Genomic DNA, 17,760 nt, shown 5'->3' with positions numbered 1-17,760 from the left:
CGGTGCGCAAACAGATCGGTGGCGTAACTCAGGGATGCACGCAGCGCGTCGCGGGATTCCTCCACATCCAGCGCCAGGTCGAACTGAGCAACGCCTTCATCCCCGCTCAACACCTCGACCTGCAGCCCCGGCAACCGCTGCAAATGATTGCCCGCCGAGGTCACGCGGTGGTTGAACAGCACTTGGAACAAGGGGCTCAGGCTCATGCTGCGTTCCGGCTGCAACGCCTCCACCAGTTGCTCGAACGGCAGGTCTTGATGAGCCTGCGCCTCCAACGACCGCTGGCGCACCTGGCGCAACAGTTGCGCCACGCTCATCTGGCCGTTGAGGTCGGCCTTGAGCACCTGAGTGTTGACGAAGAAGCCAATCAGCCCCTCGGTTTCAAGGCGGTTGCGGTTGGCGATCGGCACCCCGACGCGCACGTCTTCCTGGCCGCTGTAGCGATGCAGCAAGACCTGGTACGCCGCCAGCAACACCATCGGCAAGGTGACGCCGGCTTTGTTCGCAAGGTTGCGCAAGCCGGCCAGCAGCGGAGCTGCCAGTTCAACGCCAAGGCGCGCACCGCGATGGCTTGGCAACGCCGGGCGCTGGTAATCGAACGGTAACTCCAGCACGGGCTGCTCGCCGCCCAACTGCTCACGCCAGTAGGTCAATTGCCGCGCGGTCTCGCCGGCTTCCATCCAGTTGCGCTGCCACAGCGCGTAGTCGGCGTACTGAATCGGCAATGCCGGCAGTTGCGGCGTGCGGCCGACGCTGAAGGCTGCGTACAGTTGCACCAACTCCTCGACCATTAACTGCATCGACCAGCCATCGGAAACGATGTGGTGCTGCACCAGCACCACGACGTGATCGTCCTCGGCCAGGCGCAACAACTTGACCCGTAGCAACGGCCCGCGCAGCAGGTCGAACGGCTGCGCAACCGCCTCGGCGATGTGCACCTTGAGCGCGGCCTCATCAGCGTCGACCCGTTCGATTTCGATCAGGCCCAGGTCTTCGATCACTTGCACGGCGCCGCTGGCGTCCTGGCGCACATGTGTGCGCAGGCTTTCATGGCGCGCCAGCAACGTGTCGAAACTGCGTTGCAGCGCCGCCACGTCCAACGCGCCTTTCAAACGCAGGGCACTGGGGATGTGGTACGCCGAGCTTTGCGGGTCGAGTTGCCAGAGGAACCACTGGCGTTCCTGGGCGTAGGACAGTGGCAAGGGTTGCGTGCGATCGGCCTTGAGCAGCGCCGGCGCCGTGACGCCCGCCGCGCCCAACGCGCGCACGAAATCACCCAGCACGGGCTGTTCGAACAGGGTCTTGAGCGCAACCTCCAGCGCCAGTGCCTGACGTACCCGCGACACCACTCGCGTGGCCAGCAGCGAATGCCCGCCCAGCTCAAAGAAGTGATCGTCCAGGCCCACCTGCGGCAGCTCCAGCACCTGCGCCCAGATGGCCGCGACCTGTTGCTCTCGCTGGCTGACCGGGGCCACCGGCGCTTTCTGCAACACACCGGCATCCAGCTTGGGCAGCGCCTTGCGGTCGAGCTTGCCATTGGGCGTCAAGGGCAGGCTATCAAGGAATACCAAGTGCGCCGGCACCATGTAGTCCGGCAGGCGCTCGCGCAATGCCGCCTTGTACTGGTCACGCAAGCTCGCCTGCTGTTCGGCGGCGAAGGTCACCAGGTAGGCGATCAGGCGGTCGTTGTCGGCCAGCACCACAGCTTCACGCACCGCCACGAGCTCACGCAGGCACGCCTCGATTTCACCCAGCTCGATACGGAAACCACGCACCTTGACCTGCTGATCGACCCGGCCGATGTACTCAACCACACCGTCGGGGCGATAGCGTGCCAGGTCGCCGCTGCGGTACAGGCGTTCACCCGGTGCACCATACGGGTTGGGCACAAAGCGCTCTGCGGTCAGCGCTGGCCGTTCGTGATAACCACGCGCCAGGCCCGCGCCGCCGATCAACAATTCACCGGCCGCGCCCTGCGGGCAAGGCGTTAGCCCGGCGTTGAGAATAAACAACGACGTGTTGGCAATCGGTCGCCCGACAAAAGGCTGCGCCGCTGACAGACGATGGGCAGCCGACCAGATCGTGGTTTCCGTCGGACCATAGAGATTCCACACGGGGCCCTGCAGATCGAGCAGGCCTTGGGCCAGGTCAACCGGCAGCGCTTCGCCGCCACACAGGCACTTGATGCCCTGCAACCAATGGGCGCGCGGGCTTTCCAGCAACATGCGCCAGGTCGATGGGGTGGCTTGCAGCACGCGGGCGGATTGGTTATGCACCAGATCAATAATCGCCTCCGGGTCGAGGGCCAGTTCCTGGCCGCTCAGCAGCACCGTACCGCCGACGCTCAGCGGCACGTACAGTTCCAGGGCGAAGATGTCGAACGAGAAGGTGGTCAGCGACAGCACCCGCGCGTCGGAGCCAAATTCCAGGCTAGCGGCCATGCCGCAGGCAAAGCTGCACAGCGCCTGATGACGGACCATCACGCCTTTGGGCCTGCCGGTGGAGCCGGAGGTGTAGATCACGTAAGCCAAATGCTCCGGCGTGATAGTCACCTGCGGATCATGCTCGGCACCGCTGGCGTCGACCGCGTCCACCAACAGCACCTGCAGACCGTCCGGTTGCGCCAGGCGACCGTTCAGGTGTGGTTGGGTCAGCAACACCTGGGCGCGGCTGTCTTCCAGCATGAAGGCCAGTCGATCGGCCGGGAACTGCGGGTCGAGCGGCACATAAGCGCCACCGGCCTTGAGGGTCGCCAACAGACCGACCACCATGTCCAGCGAGCGCTCGACATGCACCGCCACCAGCACGTCAGGGCCGACGCCCGCCGCAATCAGGCGATGGGCCAGGCGGTTGGCGCGGCGGTTGAGTTCGCGATAGCTGAGGGCGTCGCCATTGAATTGCAGCGCACTCGCGTCCGGTTGCGCGCGTACTTGGGCCTCGAACAACTGGTGCACGCCGCGCGTGTGCGGGTAATCGACGTGGCTGGCGTTCCAGCTGTGTACGGTCTGTTGCCATTGCTGCGCGCTGAGCATCGGTAGCTCATCCAACGCTTGCGCGGCGTCACTCACCACCGCACGTAACAGGTTCTGCCAATGCTGCGCCAGGCGCTCCACAGTTGCGGGCTCGAACAGGTCGGTCGCGTAGGTCAGTGAGGCCCACAGGCCTTCGGCGGACTCTTCGGTTTCGAGGCTCAAGTCAACCTGTGTGGTGTGGCCTGCCCAATCCAGCGGCTGCAACGCCAGGCCTGGCAAGTGCACAGGGCCGGCACGCAGTGTGTCCTGGTGGTTGAACATCACTTGGAACAGCGGGTTATGGCTGAGGCTGCGTTCCGGTTGCAGCGCTTCGACCAACTGCTCGAAGGGCAGATCCTGATGGGCCTGCGCTTCCAGGGCGCGCTGCTTGACCTGAGCGAGCAATTGGCTGAAGAGCATCTGCCCGTCGACGTCGGCCTGATGCACTTGGGTATTGACGAAGAAGCCGATCAGCCGCTCGGTTTCAAGGCGGTTGCGGTTGGCGATCGGCACGCCGACGCGCAGCCTGGACTGGCCGCTGTAGCGATGCAGCAGGGTCTGGAACGAGGCCAGCAAGAGCATGAACAGTGTCACGCCCTCGCGCTGGGCCAGCGCCTTGAGGTCGTTGACCAGCGCAGGCTCAAGCTGGACCTGCTGCCGCGCGCCGCGATAACGCTGCACCGCCGGGCGCGGGTGGTCCAGCGGCAGCTCCAGCAGCGGATGCTCATCGCCCAGGCGCTGTTGCCAGTAATCGAGCTGGCGTTGTTTTTCACCTGCCGCCATCCAGTTGCGTTGCCACACGGCATAGTCGGCGTACTGGATCGGCAGCGCCGGCAATTGAGCCTGGCCCTGATACAGCGCCACCAGCTCATCCACCATCACGCGCATCGACCAACCGTCGGAGATGATGTGGTGTTGCGTGATGACCAGCACATGGTGATCGGGCGCAATCACCAACAGTTTGACGCGCATCAGCGGGCCGCTGCGCAGGTCGAATGGGCGCTGGATTTCTTGCTCCACACACTGCTGGATCGCCGCGGCCTCTACCTTCGCCTGCTCGACAGGCATCGCCAGGGCGGGATGGATCACCTGCCAGGTCTGCTCAGCGTCTTCAACAAACGTGCTGCGCAAAGGTTCATGGCGCAACACCAGCGCCTGGAACGCACGCTCCAGCGCGCGGATATCCAGGTCGCCGCGCAGATGCAGGGCCGTGGGGAGGTGATACGCCGCGCTGGCAGGGTCCAATTGCCACAAAAACCATTGGCGTTCCTGGGCGAACGACAGCGCCATCGGCTGCCCACGCTCCAGGGCCACCAGCGGTGGCGCGCTCTGTTGATGCACACCTGAACACAGCGTGGCGAATGCCTCCAGCGTCGGTTGCTCAAAGAGTGCGCGCAGCGGGACTTCGCACTTCAACGCGTGACGCACCCGGGAAATCACCTGGGTGGCCAACAACGAATGGCCACCGCGTTCGAAGAAGTGGTCCGTGAGGCCCACCTGCTCGACCTGCAACACCGCTTGCCAGATCGTCGCCAGCTGCTTTTGCAGCGGGCTTTGTGGCGCCACATACGCCTGTTGACGCAGGTTCAGGTCGGGCGCGGGCAGCGCACGGCGGTCAAGCTTGCCGTTAGAGTTCAACGGCAACGCGGCGAGCAACACCCAATGGCTTGGCACCATGTAGTCCGGCAGCGCTTGGCGCAGGGTTGCCGCCAGCGATTGCGCATCCAGAGTCTGCCCATGGGCAGGCACTGCATAGGCGACCAATTGCATACCGAGCGCACTCGGCTGGGCGATGACAGCGGCTTCACGCACTTGCGGCAAGGCTTGCAGGCAGGCTTCGATTTCGCCCATTTCGATGCGGTAGCCGCGAATTTTCACCTGATGGTCGCTACGCCCGACGTACTCCAGCGCTCCCGCCTCGTTGTAACGCGCGAGGTCGCCGCTGCGGTACAGCCGCGCGCCCGGCACCCGCGAAAACGGGTCCGGCAGGAAGCGTTCAGCGGTCAATGCCGGACGGTCGAAATAACGCTGGGCCAGGCCCGCCTCGGCGCCAATGCACAATTCGCCGACACCGTCGGTGGCCAGCAGCTCGAACCCGCTGTCGAGCACATACAGCGAGCGACCGGCGATCGCCTGACCAATCGGCACACCGAACGCATCACTGGCATCCGCCAGTTGGCACTCGTGCACGCTGGACACCACAGTTGCCTCGGTCGGCCCGTAGGTGTTGACCAGCCGCACCTCGCCCAACCCCGCCGCGTGCCAGGCGCGCACGCCCTCCACCGACATGGCCTCGCCGCCCACATGCACTTGGCGCAGGTTGCCCAAGGTGCGGCGGTCGAGCGCACATTCCTTGGCCAGCAGGTACCAGTAGGCGGCCGGCAAGTCGGCCAGGGTCACGCCCTGCTCAACGATCTCTTCGGCCAATTGCCCAACGTCCCACGGCTCATCGCCGCGCATGATCACGGCGGCGCCCACACACAGCGGCGGGTAGCACTGTTCGACAAACCCGTCGAAGCTGAACGTCGCAAATTGCAGCACGCGGTCTTCGGCACACAGGCGGCTGTACGCCTCGGCGCTGTCGCAGAACTGGCCGAGGGCAGCATGGTCGATGGCCACGCCTTTGGGCTGGCCGGTAGACCCGGAGGTATAGATCACGTAGGCCAGGTCGGCCGCCGCCGCCGAGTTGGCTGGATTGGTCGCAGGGTAGCCGTCCAGCTCTTCACCGGACGCGCTGAACGCCACGCGCAGCAGCCCTTGCGGCAGTGCCAGTTCGGTGAGCAAACCGGTTTGGCTGAGCAACAGGTCGAGGCGACTGTCCGCCAGCATGTAGGCCAAGCGTTCGGCCGGGTATGTGGGGTCCAGCGGCACATAGGCCGCGCCGGTTTTGAGAACCGCCAGCAGGCTGACGATCAACTGCGGGCCACGCCGACTGGCCAGGCCTACCCGTTGGCCCGGCCCGACGCCGAGTTCCACCAGGCGGTGGGCCAGGCGGTTGGCGCGTGCGTTGAGCTGGGCATAGCTCAGCCGTTCACTGCCCGCCTGCACCGCGAGTGCGTCGGGTGTGGCCTGGGCCTGCGCGGCGATGCGCTCGTGCACCCGTTGATGACGCTGGGCGCCGCAGACCGATTGGATAAGTGTGAGCACCTGCTGCTGTGTGGCGGCGTCCAGCAGCTGCAGGTTGCCTAGCGGTACGTGCGCGTCCGCCACCAGTTGCGTCAAAAGATGACGCAGGTTAGCGCCCAACCGGATGACTTGTTGCTGGCTGAAGTGGGCGCGATCGTAGCTGAATTCCAGACGCAGGCTGGCCCCCAGCTCGACGCCCAGGGTCAGCGGGTAGTGAGTGCGCTCATGGTTGTGCAGCCGGCCGAAGGTCAGGCCTGCGGGCGCGCCTTGCTTGAGTGCTTCGGCCACCGGGAAGTTTTCAAACACCAGCAAGGTGTCGAACAACGCCGCGCCTTGCTGACCGGCCCACGCCTGGATGTCGTAGAGCGGCACATGCTCATGGTCGCGCAAGCTGAGGTTCAGGGCTTGCAGCTCACTCAGCCAGGCGCTCGCCGATTGGGCCGGCGAGGCGGCACTGATGATGGGCAAGGTGTTAATGAACAAGCCCAGTTGCTGTTCAATGCCCGGCAACGGCGCTGAACGCCCGGCGACGGTGGCGCCGAACGCTACGCAATCCTGGCCGGTGTAGCGTTGCAGCAACAGGCTCCAGGCCCCTTGCAGCACGGTATTGAGGGTAACTTTTTGGTGGCGGGCAAACTCGCCGAGGGCCTGGGTAAAATCGTTGCCCACTGACACTTGATAGTCAGCCATGCCCACACCGTCGACCGGCGTGCGCAGGGCTTGGGCCAGCAAGGTTGGCGCTTGCAACGGCGCCAGCGCATGTTTCCAGAAGGTCTCGCCGCTGGGTTGCTGTTGCAGCCAGCCCAGGTAATCGCGGAACTGCCCCAGCGGCGCCGGCAACGCCTGGCCTGCATAGTGGGCAATGACTTCAGCGAGCAACTGCGCGTTACTCCAGCCGTCCATCAGGATGTGATGACTGGTGAAGATGAAGTGCCAGCCGGACCCGGCGCCGCGTACCAACATCAAGCGAAACAGCGGCGCGGCGTTTAACTCAAAACCGCGTGAGCGCTCGGCATCGGCCAGTGCATCGACGTCGGCAGCCACGTCTTCGATCACTTGCAATTGCACGTCGACCTGACGCTGGATCACCTGATGGGCACTGTCCAGGCCCAGCCAGTGGAAGCTGCTGCGCAAGATGTCATGCCGGTCCAGCGCCGCTTGCCAGGCACGGCCGAAGGTCAGCAGATCGAGGCCCTCAATATCCAGGCGAAGCTGGTTGATATAGGCCTGCGCCTCGGGCGCATACAACGTGTGGAACAGCATGCCCTGCTGCATCGGCGACAACGGGTAGAGATCAGCGATATCCGGCCCGGCCACGGGCAGCGCATCCAGTTGCTGCTGGGTGAGGCGAGCCAGCGCGAAGTCCGAGGGCGTCACCTGCCCTGCCGGCGTTGCGCAGCAGTGTTCGATCAACGCCTTGAGTTCCGCCGCGTATTCATCCGCCAGATGCTGAATGGTCGCCGGCGTGAACATCTCCCGGCTGAAGCCCCATTGCAGGGACAGCTCCCCGCCGTACACCTGCCCTTCCACCGTCAGCCAATTGGCCAACGGCGCTTCCGGGTCCTGAGCCTGGCCGCTGCTTTGCGCGGCCGGTACGAACAGTGCCGAGTCATTGAACTGGCGGTCGAACTGCCCCAGGTAGTTGAAGGTGATACGCGGCGCGGCCAGGCCTGCCAAGGTGTCGCGCGATTGCGCGTCGCCCAGGTAGCGCAGCAGGCCGTAGCCCACGCCCTTGTCCGGGACCGCACGCAGTTGCTCCTTGATCGACTTGATCGCGCTCGACAGATCGCCATCGGCCTGCAAACGCACAGGGAACAAACTGGTAAACCAACCGACAGTGCGGCTCAGGTCGAGGGTGTCGAACAGGTCTTCGCGACCATGGCCTTCGAGCTGGATCAATGCGCCGGCCTGGCCGCTCCAACGGCTGATCACCCGCACTAATGCGGTCAGTAACAGGTCGTTGACCTGGGTGCGATAGGCCGCCGGTGCATCCTGCAGCAGTTGGCGAGTCTGTTCGGCATCAAGGCGGGTTTCGAGCGTGGCGCCGAGGCGATTTTGCAGGCCACCTTGAGGGTTGTCGCACGGCAGCTCAGCCTCGCAGGCCTGCGCCTGCCAAAACGGCAGTTGGCCCTGGAGGGTACGCGCATGGGCCTGCAACTGCTGCGCCCACTGTTGGTAGCTGCTGGTCTTGGCCGGCAATGCAGCTTGGCGATAAGCCTGTTGCAGGTCTTCGAGCAGGATGCGCCAGGACACGCCGTCGACTGCCAGGTGATGGACCACCAGCAGCAGGCGCTGGGTGCCATCGGCCATCTGCACCAGGGCTGCGCGCAACAGCGGGCCTTGCTCCAGGTCCAGGCTGCGCTGGGCTTCATCACACAGCGCAGCCAGTTCAGCGTCGGTGCTGAGGTTGGCTTGCCACACTGCTGATTGCGTGCTCGGAGCGCCGTGGGCTTGTTGCCAGCCATCGGCGTGCTGCGTAAACCGCAGGCGCAACGCATCGTGATGGTTGACCAGTTGCGCCAGGGCTGCATCCAGCCGAGCAGGCTCCAGCGCCTCGCGCGGGGTGAGCAGCAATGACTGGTTCCAATGGTGGCGGGCCGGGATTGCCTGGGCGAAAAAGCTGTGCTGCACGGGGGTCAGGAGCACTTCGCCGGTCACCGGGCCTTGATCGATAACGCTCGCCTGTTCAAAGCTCGCCACCAGCGCCAGGCTGCGCACGCTCTGGTACTGAAACAGGTCGCGCGGGCTGAGGCGAACCCCCGCTTGCCGGGCGCGGCTGACCACCTGGATGGAGATGATCGAATCGCCACCCAGCTCAAAGAAGTTGTCATCCAGGCCGACTTGCGGCACACCGAGCACATCGCGCCAGATGGCCGACAGGGCTTTTTGCAGTGCGTTCTCAGGGGCGACAAACGCTTGCTGCGGGGCAGCCTCCGGCAGCGGCAGCGCTTTGCGGTCGAGCTTGCCGTTGGCGGTCACCGGCAGTTTGGCCAGGGGCACGAAGTGCGACGGCACCATGTACTCCGGCAAACTGCTGAGCAGCCAGGCCTTGAGGTCCGCGGGTTGTTCGTTCTCGAGTACCAGGTAAGCCACCAATTGTTTACCGCCCGGCACCAGCACCACCGCCTCACGCACCGAGGGATGCTGGATCAAGCGTGTTTCAATTTCGCCCAACTCGATACGCAAGCCGCGCAGCTTGACCTGATGATCAAGACGGCCGAGGTATTCGATCACCCCATCGGCTCGTTGACGCACGCGGTCGCCACTGCGGTAAAGACGCTCACCGTTGACGAACGGGCTCGGCACAAAACGCTCGGACGTCAGCGCCGCGCGGCGGTGATAACTGCGCGCCAGGCCAGTGCCACCCAGGTACAGCTCGCCGGACACACCGGCGGGCACCGGGTTGAGCTCGGCGTCGAGCACATAGGTGGCGAGGTTGGCGATCGGGCGGCCGATGGGCACGCTGTCGGCACCTTCGTCGACACAGGTCCAGTGGGTGACGTCGATGGCGGCTTCGGTGGGGCCATAGAGGTTGAACAAGCCGGCGTTTGGCAGCTTGGCGAACACCTGCACTTGCGCATCCAGCGGCAAGGCTTCGCCACTGCATACGATACGTTTGAGGCAGGTGCAGGCATGTACGTCTGGCTCGTGGATAAACGCCTGGAGCATCGACGGCACAAAATGCACGGTGGTGATGCCGTGACGGCCAATGGTGTCGATCAGGCGCGCCGGTTCGCGATGTTCGCCAGGCGCAGCGACGACCAGGCGCGCACCCGTCATCAGCGGCCAGAAGAATTCCCAGACCGAGACGTCAAAGCTGAACGGGGTCTTCTGCAGGACCGCGTCGCTGGCATTCAGGCCATAGGCCTGTTGCATCCAGCACAGGCGGTTGACCAAACCGCGATGGCTGTTGCCGGCCCCCTTGGGTTTGCCGGTGGAGCCGGAGGTGTAGATCACGTAGGCCAGGTTGAGCGCGTGGCTATCCACGGTGGGCGATTCGAGGCTGTAGCCCTCGAGCCAGCCCGGCGCTTGGTCCAGGGCAATCACCTGGAGGCCTGCAGCGGGCAGCACCGCCAACAGGCTGTGCTGGCTGAGCAGCAGCGTGATGCCGCTGTCTTCGATCATATAGGCGAGGCGTTCCGGCGGGTATTCCGGGTCCAGCGGCACGTAGGCGCCACCCGCCTTGAGGATCGCAAGCAAGCCCACCACCATTTCAACGGAACGCTCGACGCAAACCCCCACCAGCACGTCCGGGCCAACCCCCCGCTCACGCAAGGCATGGGCCAACTGGTTGGCGCGGCCGTCGAGCTGGGCGTAGGTCAACGTGGTGGCGCCAAAGACCAACGCTGGCGCGTGCGGAGTACGCTGCACCTGGTCTTCGATCAGTTGATGAATACCCACGTCGGTCGGGTACGTCTCAGCGGTCTGGTTCCAGTGATGCACCAACCTGTGCCGCTCATCGCCATCCAGCATCGGCAGCTCGCCGATACGTTGTTCACCGTCGGCCACCATGGCCTGCAACAGGCTGATCCAGTGCCGGGCCATGCGCGCAATGGAGGGTGCGTCGAACAGGTCGTTCGCGTAGGTCAGCGCGGCGTGCAGGGTGCCGGATTTTTCATAAGTGTCGAGGGTCAGGTCGAACTGCGTGGTACGGCCCTGCCACTCCACAAGTGCCAGCTCCAGGCCGGAAGCGGTACGCACTGAAGCGATGTCCGCGACCACCGGCTGATGGTTGTACATCACCTGGAACAGCGGCGTATGGCTGAGGCTGCGCTCGACTTTCAGCGCTTCCACCAGGCGCTCGAATGGCAGCTCCTGATGGTCCTGCGCGCCCAGCGCGTGCGCCTTGATGCTTTGCAATAAGTGGGCAACACGGGTCTGCCCGGTCAGCTGCGTGCGCAGCACCTGGGTGTTGACGAAGAAACCGATCAGCCCTTCGACTTCACTGCGGTTACGGTTGGCAATCGGCACGCCAACCCGTATGTCGCTCTGCCCGGTGTAGCGATGCAACAGCACATTGAAGGCGCCCAGCAGCAGCATGAACAGGGTGACGTTATGCTGTTGCGCGCAGCTGCGCAGTTGCGCAGCCAGGCCCGCGTCGATCGCGAAATTATGCCGCGTGCCCTGGTAGCTGGGCATCGCCGGGCGCGAGCGGTCCGTCGGCAACTCCAGCACCGGATGTTCATCACCAAGACGCGCCTGCCAGTATTCCAGCTGACGCGCCTGCTCGCCTGCCTCCAGCCAGCGACGCTGCCACAGCGCATAGTCGCTGTACTGGATCGGCAACGCCGGCAATTGCGGCGCCTCATTGCGCGCGTGGGCGTCATAGCAACGGATGAATTCGTCGATCAGTACATTCATCGACCAACCGTCGGAGACGATGTGGTGCAGGGTCAGCAGCAGCACGTGTTCCTGCGCGTCGAGCTTGAGCAATTGCACACGCAGCAGCGGACCGTGCTCCAGATCGAAGGGCAGCAGCGATTGACGCGTTGCCGCCTCGTTGACGGCCTGCTCGCGCTGATCGGCGGCCAGGCTGCTGAAGTCCAGAGGTTCGACGGCCAGCGACGGCGTTATCGCCACCTGAGCCAGGCGCCCATCGGCCTGGCGCTGGAACACCGTGCGCAAGGTTTCATGCCGCGCCACCAGGCTGGCGAACGCTTGCTCCAGCGCCCCCAGGTTGAGTTCACCCTTTAGCCGCACGGCCCCGGGCAAGTTGTAGGCAGCGCTGGCCGGGTCCAGTTGCCACAGAAACCACATGCGCTGCTGCGCGTAGGACAGCGCCTGGCGATCCTCCACTGCCACCCCAGCCGGTATCGGAAACCGGGAAAAATCCACGCCTTCTTTCTGCAGGGCTTGCAGGAAAACCTGGCGTTTTTCCAGGGGCAACCCGATAAACCGGCGAGCAAGTTTCAAGGAGTCTTCAGCATTCATTTCTTGGAGTCCGGAGCAATAGGCAGGAAGCACAAAGGCACGTCGTCCCTATAAAACGAACCGGGCGGGGAAAAATTAGCGGGGGTGGGGGGCGTGGAGCGAGGTGTCATCAGGGGTTACATCAATCCTGCTAAAGCGACACAAAACCGAGCTAGCATTGACGGACACCACTTTTTGCAACTACATTTAGTTACACGCAGGGATCGCCGTGTCAAAAAATGAAAAGCTGCTCGCCAAACTGCTCAACGAGCACATGGCCTTTACCTGGCCAGAGCTCGTAACGCTGCTGCATCGCTTGGGCTACACACAGATTGAAGGGGCTGGAAGCCGCGTCAAGTTCGACATCGGCGACCCCAGTGCAATGATCAGCTTGCACAAGCCTCACCCCGGCAACGAACTGAAACACTACATTCGGCGCCAGATCATCGAACAATTGAAATCAGGAGAACTGATTCAGTGAACAACCAACTGAAATACAACGGCTACTTCGGCTCTATCGAAGCCAGCCTCGAAGACAACTGCCTGTTCGGCAAGATTCTGTTTATCAAGGCGCTGGTCAGTTACGAAGGGAAAACCGTCGCAGAGTTGGACGCTGCGTTCCGTGAGGCCGTCGATGACTACCTCGCGACATGCCACGCGCTGGGGCAAACGCCAGAGAAGCCTTGCAAGGGCTCATTCAACGTACGGGTCGGCCATGACCTGCACTTGGCAGCGGCACTGGCGGCCACACGTAAAAAAGTCACGCTCAATGACCTGACACGCCAGGCGTTGAATGAGTTTTTGCAACATCACTGCGCAGAACCGCTATCGGTGCTCGGTTGACGGTCCCAACCGCCGATACCCCAGCGCAGCGGCGCCCAACACAATTGCACCGGCCGCCAACGCCACCCAAAACCCGCTGGTAGCGCCGAAATGATCAATCATCCAACCGGAGCTGGCAGCGCCAATGGCCACGCCGATGCTCAGGCCGGTGATCAGCCAGGTCATGCCTTCGGTCAGGCGGCTGGGTGGCACGACCTGCTCAACCAGGGCCATGGAGACGATCAAGGTCGGGGCGAAGAACAAACCGGAAACAAAGATCGCTACCGCCAACCCGGTGATATTGGTCACCAGCAGTAACGGTAAAGTGGTCAACGCGGTTGCCACGCCGCAGAACAGAAACTGGCGGGGCAACGGCGCCTTGAGCTTGAGGGTGCCAAATGCCAAGCCCGCCAGACACGAACCGACGGCATATACCGACAGCACGATGCTTGCCGCCGCCGGTTGGCCCTGGTGCTGGGCGAACGCCACGCTGACTACGTCCACGACGCCGACGATCACGCCCATGGCCAGCAGCAGGATCATCAGGATCAGCACCGAAGGCGAAGCGATCAGCCAACCGCCGTGATGCGTGGTGTGCGCATGCACAGGGGGTTCTGTCGCGCGTTGCAGCACGAAGGTCGTGACCCCCACGGCCAGCAACACGGCTGCGGCCAACGGCCCGGCCTCCGGAAAAAGCACGACACACAGGCCTACCGAGATCGGCGGGCCGATGATAAAGCACACCTCATCCAGCACCGACTCCAGGGCAAACGCGGTTTGCAGCCTCGGCTGACCGCGCAACAACGCGGTCCAACGTGCCCGCACCATGGCCGACATGTTCGGCATACAGCCGGCCAGGGCGGCGAACAGGAACAAGGTCCAGTTCGGCGCCTGCAAGCGCGTGCACAGCAACAACAGCAACAACGCCCCGCCACCGATAATTGCGGCGATCGGCAGTACCTTGCCCTGGCTGTGCCGGTCTACCAGCCGCGACACCTGCGGCGCGCAAAACGCCGTTGCCAGGGCGAACACCGCCGCCACCGCGCCCGCCAGGCCATAGCCACCCTGTACTTGCGAAAGCATGGTAATCAGGCCGATACCGGTCATCGATATCGGCATGCGCGCCAGCATGCCCGCCAAGACAAAAGCCCTGCTACCTGGGACCTGGAATAACTCGGCATAGGGATTTGCCATCCTGCTTAACCTCTTCCTTTGCGCCTTCAAACTTGCTATCTGCAGTGATCGAGGCAAAATACATACGGTGCGTATGTGGCAGAGCATGCGTAACATACGCAGCGTATGTCAATCACTCAACAGCCCAAGGCGAGCCTTATCGATGAGCCGAGCCCGTACCGAAATGATCGAAGAAACCCGCGCCCGGCTGATCGCCAGTGCCCGCGAGGCCTTCGCCACGCAAGGGTACGCCAACACGTCGATGGATGATTTTACCGCGCGCGCCGGCCTGACTCGCGGCGCGTTGTACCACCACTTCGGTGACAAGAAAGGTGTGTTGGCCGCGGTGGTCGCGCAACTCGACAGTGAGATGGACGCACGCTTGCAGCACATCACCGAACAGGCCCAGGACCCCTGGCGCGGTTTTTGTGATCGCTGCCAAGCCTATCTGCGCATGGCCCAGGAGGGCGAGATCCAACGCATTGTGTTGCAGGATGCGCCCGCCGTATTAGGCGACACCGGGTCCCAACACCATTGTGTGGAGTCGTTGCGCCAATTGCTGGAGGCGTTGATGCAGACCGGTGCCATCCTGCAAGCCCCCAGCGTCGCGCTGGCTCAATTGATCAATGGCAGCCTGGTCAATACCGCGTTGTGGATCGCCCGCGATGAACACCCGGGCGAACGCCTGGAAGAAGGCCTGCTGGGCCTGGAGCTTTTGCTGCAAGGCCTGAGGCAGCCGATCAGACCAACCGTTTGATCTGCTTGTGCCGCCATACCAGCCGATAATAGGCGGTCTGCAGCACGAGCATCGCCAGATACGTCACCGGAAACGCCATCCATACCCCTTCGAGTCCGAAGTGCGCATTGAACAGGTACGCCATCGGCAGCTCCACGCAGAGTACGCAAAAGATCGAAATCGCGACCGGCATCAACACCACGCCGCTGGCGCGCATGATCCCGCCGATCACGGCCTGGAACCCAAACACCAGAACGCTCCACAGCATGATATGCAGCAAGTGCTCAGCCTTGATCCGCGCTGCGTCGTCAGTGATGAACAGGCCCAGCAGCCAGTGCGACAGCAGGTAACCGAGCAGAATCAGGCCGCCGGTGAGGCAAATGTTGATCAACAACCCGGTGCGCAGGATCGGCCCGATGCGCTCCAGGCGCCCGGCGCCAATCGCCTGTGCGCCGAGGATCGATGCCGTTATGGCAATCGACAGCGCCGGGAATTGCACATAGTTGACGATCTGCGTCACCGCACCATAGGCCGCTGTAGCCTGGGAGCCATGACTGTTGACCAAGGCCAGAATGACCAGCTCCGACAGCGACAGCACCACCATCTGTAAACCGGTCGGTAAGCCGATACGCAGGACTTTGCCGAGGATGACCCGGTCCAGGCGCAATGCCGCAAACAGTTCACGGTCCGGCGCCATCACATGGTGTTTATGGCGCAGGCGCAGGATCAGAAACAGCATGGCCAAGGCATTACCGACCAGGCCCGCATACACCGCACTCTGGATGCCCATGGGCGGCAGGCCGATCCAGCCGCGAATCAGCGCCGGCGTCAGCAGCAGGCCGACCAGGGTCGAGACCATCAGCGCCAGCAGCGGTGAAATCGTGTCGCTGACGCCGCGCAGTAGCTGGGTGTAGAGGATGAAGACCAACAGCAGCGGCATGATCAGCATCATTGCCTGGGCATACCCCACCGCATCGTCGAGTACGTCGACCGGTGTCCCTAACGCCTGCAATGCCGGGCGCGCGAACAAACTCCCGAGAACTGCCGCGATCAACCCCACCAGCGCTCCGAGTGTCAGGGTTGCACCGGTAATCACCTTGACCAGCCCCGTTTCCTGGGCGCCCCACGCCTGGCCGATCAGCACCGAAGCCCCTGCCCCGAGGCCTATCACCAAGGCAATAAAGAAAAACACGATGGGGAACATTCCCGACACCGCCGCCAACGCCTGGGTGCCCAGCATTTGCCCAACATAGATGCCGTTGAGGGTGCCGGAGAAGCTTTGCAGAAAGTTGGACAGCACCATCGGTGCCAGAAAAATCAGGTAGATCTGCCACAGCGGCCGTTGTTGAGTAACTTGCATGGTGGTTCGAGTCCCGGAATTATTGTTAGACGGGGAAAGCATTGCGCGACAGCCAGGCCAGGTAAGTCTGCACGTCTACCGGCCAATGCGCGACCTTGCGCGAAAAGTCGGCCGCATCCTCAGCGAACAGCGCGCGTGAAGCGTCTTCAAAACCCGGCAAGTTGCCGCCGATGGCGCTCATGAAACGGTAGCTGGCCTCTTTGGCCTGGCGCAGTTGATCACGGGAGGCGCTGGCGGTGCGCGCCTCATCCACCAACCGGCGTAAGGCCGCTGAAGCGCCACCGCGTTGCTCGCCCAGCCACGCCCAATGGCGAGGCAGCAAAGTGACCTCCCGCGCGACCACGCCCAGCTTTGGGCGACCGACCGAGGGGGCGGTGGGCGGCTCGTCATCGGTTTCAGCCTGGGCCGGTTGCTCTGGCGCGTAATCGAGTGGCCACGGGTAATCGACCTGGGTGCCGGTAGCGTCGTCGAACACCAGGAAGCTGCCCATCGGCAGATCAAGGCCTGCCAAAACAGTCGCCACCTCGGGATAACTACCGGTGGCCACGCGCTGCTGGCGGAAAAAGGCGGTGAAACGGGGAGTGTTTTGCGTCGACATCAATTATTATCCGGGTGTTATTTGTTTTACCCGGATCATATTAGGCGTCATTTTCCAGCGTGCAAGGCGATTGTCGTGAAACATGCAAACGCTCGCCGTGCAGCGTCGCGCGCATCCTTTGCACCGTGGGGTCACTGAGCAAGCACTCGGCAATCGCCGGTTCCAGTTCTACCCGCAGGCGTCGGCCCAGCGCGCGTGCGCCAAACCGTGCATCGTGCCGGCGACACAGCCACATTCTCGCCGGCGCATCCACGCTTAACGAGCGCTGATGCGCCGCCAAGCGTTGGTTGAGTTTCTCAAGCTCCACCTCCAACAGCGCGTCCAGCCAGCGGCTGTCGATAGGTTCGAACATCAGGATGCGGTCGATACGGTTGAGAAACTCGGGTTCGAAGTGGCTGTGCAACGCGTCTTCCAGCACCGCCGCCTCATTCCGCACAAAGACGCGCAGCAAGCGCCGCCAGCCCTGGGCAAACCGCTGACGATGACGACGTGCCTGTGGCGCGCCGATATTGCTGGTCATGAAGATCAGGCTGTTGCGAAAGTCCAGGGTGCGCGTGCCACCGGCCAACGTCAGCTGACCGTTTTCCAGAATGCCGAGCAAGCTGCGCACCACTTCCTGGCTGGCTTTCTCCAGTTCATCGAACAACACGATACCGGGGCGACTGTAGGTGCCTTGGATCAACTCGCTGTTGAACAGGCTGATGCCTTCCTTGCTGCCTACATACCCCGGTGGCGCGCCAGTGAGCGCGGCGGCGTAATGTTCCTGGGCCAGGGTGTGCATGTCGATCCGGCAAAAGCCGTCGGTGCGACCGTGCAACGCCTGGGCAAGCAGGCGCACGATTTCAGTTTTGCCGACGCCGGTCGGCCCCATGAACAAGTTGACGCTCAAGGGGCGGTCACGCTCACCGATATCAGCCTTGACCACCCTGAGCAAGCGCTCAACCTCGGCCAGCGCGGCCTCCTGCCCAACAATACGGCTACGCAGCAACGCCATCACCTGGGCCGGTTCAAAGGTAAAGCGCAT

8 protein-coding genes are annotated in these 17,760 nt (G+C 63.3%); 3 read left to right on the top strand and 5 right to left on the bottom strand.

Features of this window, described 5'->3' with window-relative positions:
• Positions 1-12,068: non-ribosomal peptide synthase/polyketide synthase (locus JFT85_RS28340; RefSeq protein ID WP_201230845.1), on the bottom strand; the 12,068-nt coding region annotated here is incomplete at its 3' end.
• 208 nt (positions 12,069-12,276) lie between these two features.
• Here JFT85_RS28340 and JFT85_RS28335 point away from each other — a divergent pair.
• Together JFT85_RS28335 and JFT85_RS28330 are read left to right on the top strand one after the other, a co-directional pair.
• Positions 12,277-12,528, top strand: coding sequence for a type II toxin-antitoxin system HicA family toxin (locus tag JFT85_RS28335; RefSeq protein WP_053256594.1), 252 nt, complete (start codon positions 12,277-12,279; stop codon positions 12,526-12,528).
• A complete protein-coding gene (locus JFT85_RS28330; RefSeq protein WP_201230844.1) occupies positions 12,525-12,890 on the top strand; it encodes a toxin-antitoxin system HicB family antitoxin in 366 nt (121 codons plus the stop codon). The genes JFT85_RS28335 and JFT85_RS28330 overlap by 4 nt, the downstream gene beginning before the upstream one ends.
• Here JFT85_RS28330 and JFT85_RS28325 read toward each other — a convergent pair.
• A complete protein-coding gene (locus JFT85_RS28325) occupies positions 12,873-14,063 on the bottom strand; it encodes an MFS transporter (protein WP_201230843.1) in 1,191 nt (396 codons plus the stop codon). The two genes, JFT85_RS28330 and JFT85_RS28325, sit on opposite strands and share 18 nt — an antisense overlap.
• A 142-nt stretch (positions 14,064-14,205) precedes the next feature.
• Between JFT85_RS28325 and JFT85_RS28320 the strand changes: the two genes are divergently transcribed.
• Entirely contained in the window at positions 14,206-14,799 is a 594-nt protein-coding gene (locus JFT85_RS28320; protein ID WP_069552688.1) for a TetR/AcrR family transcriptional regulator, read from the top strand.
• On the opposite strand, the gene JFT85_RS28315 is transcribed toward JFT85_RS28320, so the two are convergent.
• Genes JFT85_RS28315 through JFT85_RS28305 form a run of 3 tightly spaced genes read right to left on the bottom strand, consistent with a single transcriptional unit; the run spans position 14,783 to position 17,760 of the window.
• Positions 14,783-16,138, bottom strand: a complete 1,356-nt coding sequence (locus JFT85_RS28315; RefSeq protein ID WP_053256598.1) for an MATE family efflux transporter — start codon at positions 16,136-16,138, stop codon at positions 14,783-14,785. The two genes, JFT85_RS28320 and JFT85_RS28315, sit on opposite strands and share 17 nt — an antisense overlap.
• A gap of 25 nt (positions 16,139-16,163) precedes the next feature.
• Positions 16,164-16,736, bottom strand: coding sequence for a DUF2239 family protein (locus JFT85_RS28310; RefSeq protein ID WP_201230842.1), 573 nt, complete (start codon positions 16,734-16,736; stop codon positions 16,164-16,166).
• Between the two features lie 40 nt (positions 16,737-16,776).
• The gene (locus JFT85_RS28305) at positions 16,777-17,760 is read right to left on the bottom strand and encodes an AAA family ATPase (RefSeq protein WP_053256600.1); all 984 of its coding nucleotides are present in this window, start codon (positions 17,758-17,760) and stop codon (positions 16,777-16,779) included.

The organism is Pseudomonas sp. TH04 (genome assembly GCF_016651355.1).
Taxonomy (GTDB): Bacteria; Pseudomonadota; Gammaproteobacteria; order Pseudomonadales; family Pseudomonadaceae; genus Aquipseudomonas; species Aquipseudomonas fluorescens.
This window is presented reverse-complemented; position numbering and strand designations above follow the sequence as displayed.

Coding starts and splice junctions, on each gene's coding strand:
- JFT85_RS28325 (WP_201230843.1), bottom strand. CDS start 14,063: ATGGCAAATCCCTATGCCGAGTTATTCCAGGTCCCAGGTAGCAGGGCT.
- JFT85_RS28320 (WP_069552688.1), top strand. CDS start 14,206: ATGAGCCGAGCCCGTACCGAAATGATCGAAGAAACCCGCGCCCGGCTG.
- JFT85_RS28315 (WP_053256598.1), bottom strand. CDS start 16,138: ATGCAAGTTACTCAACAACGGCCGCTGTGGCAGATCTACCTGATTTTT.
- JFT85_RS28310 (WP_201230842.1), bottom strand. CDS start 16,736: ATGTCGACGCAAAACACTCCCCGTTTCACCGCCTTTTTCCGCCAGCAG.
- JFT85_RS28305 (WP_053256600.1), bottom strand. CDS start 17,760: ATGCGCTTTACCTTTGAACCGGCCCAGGTGATGGCGTTGCTGCGTAGC.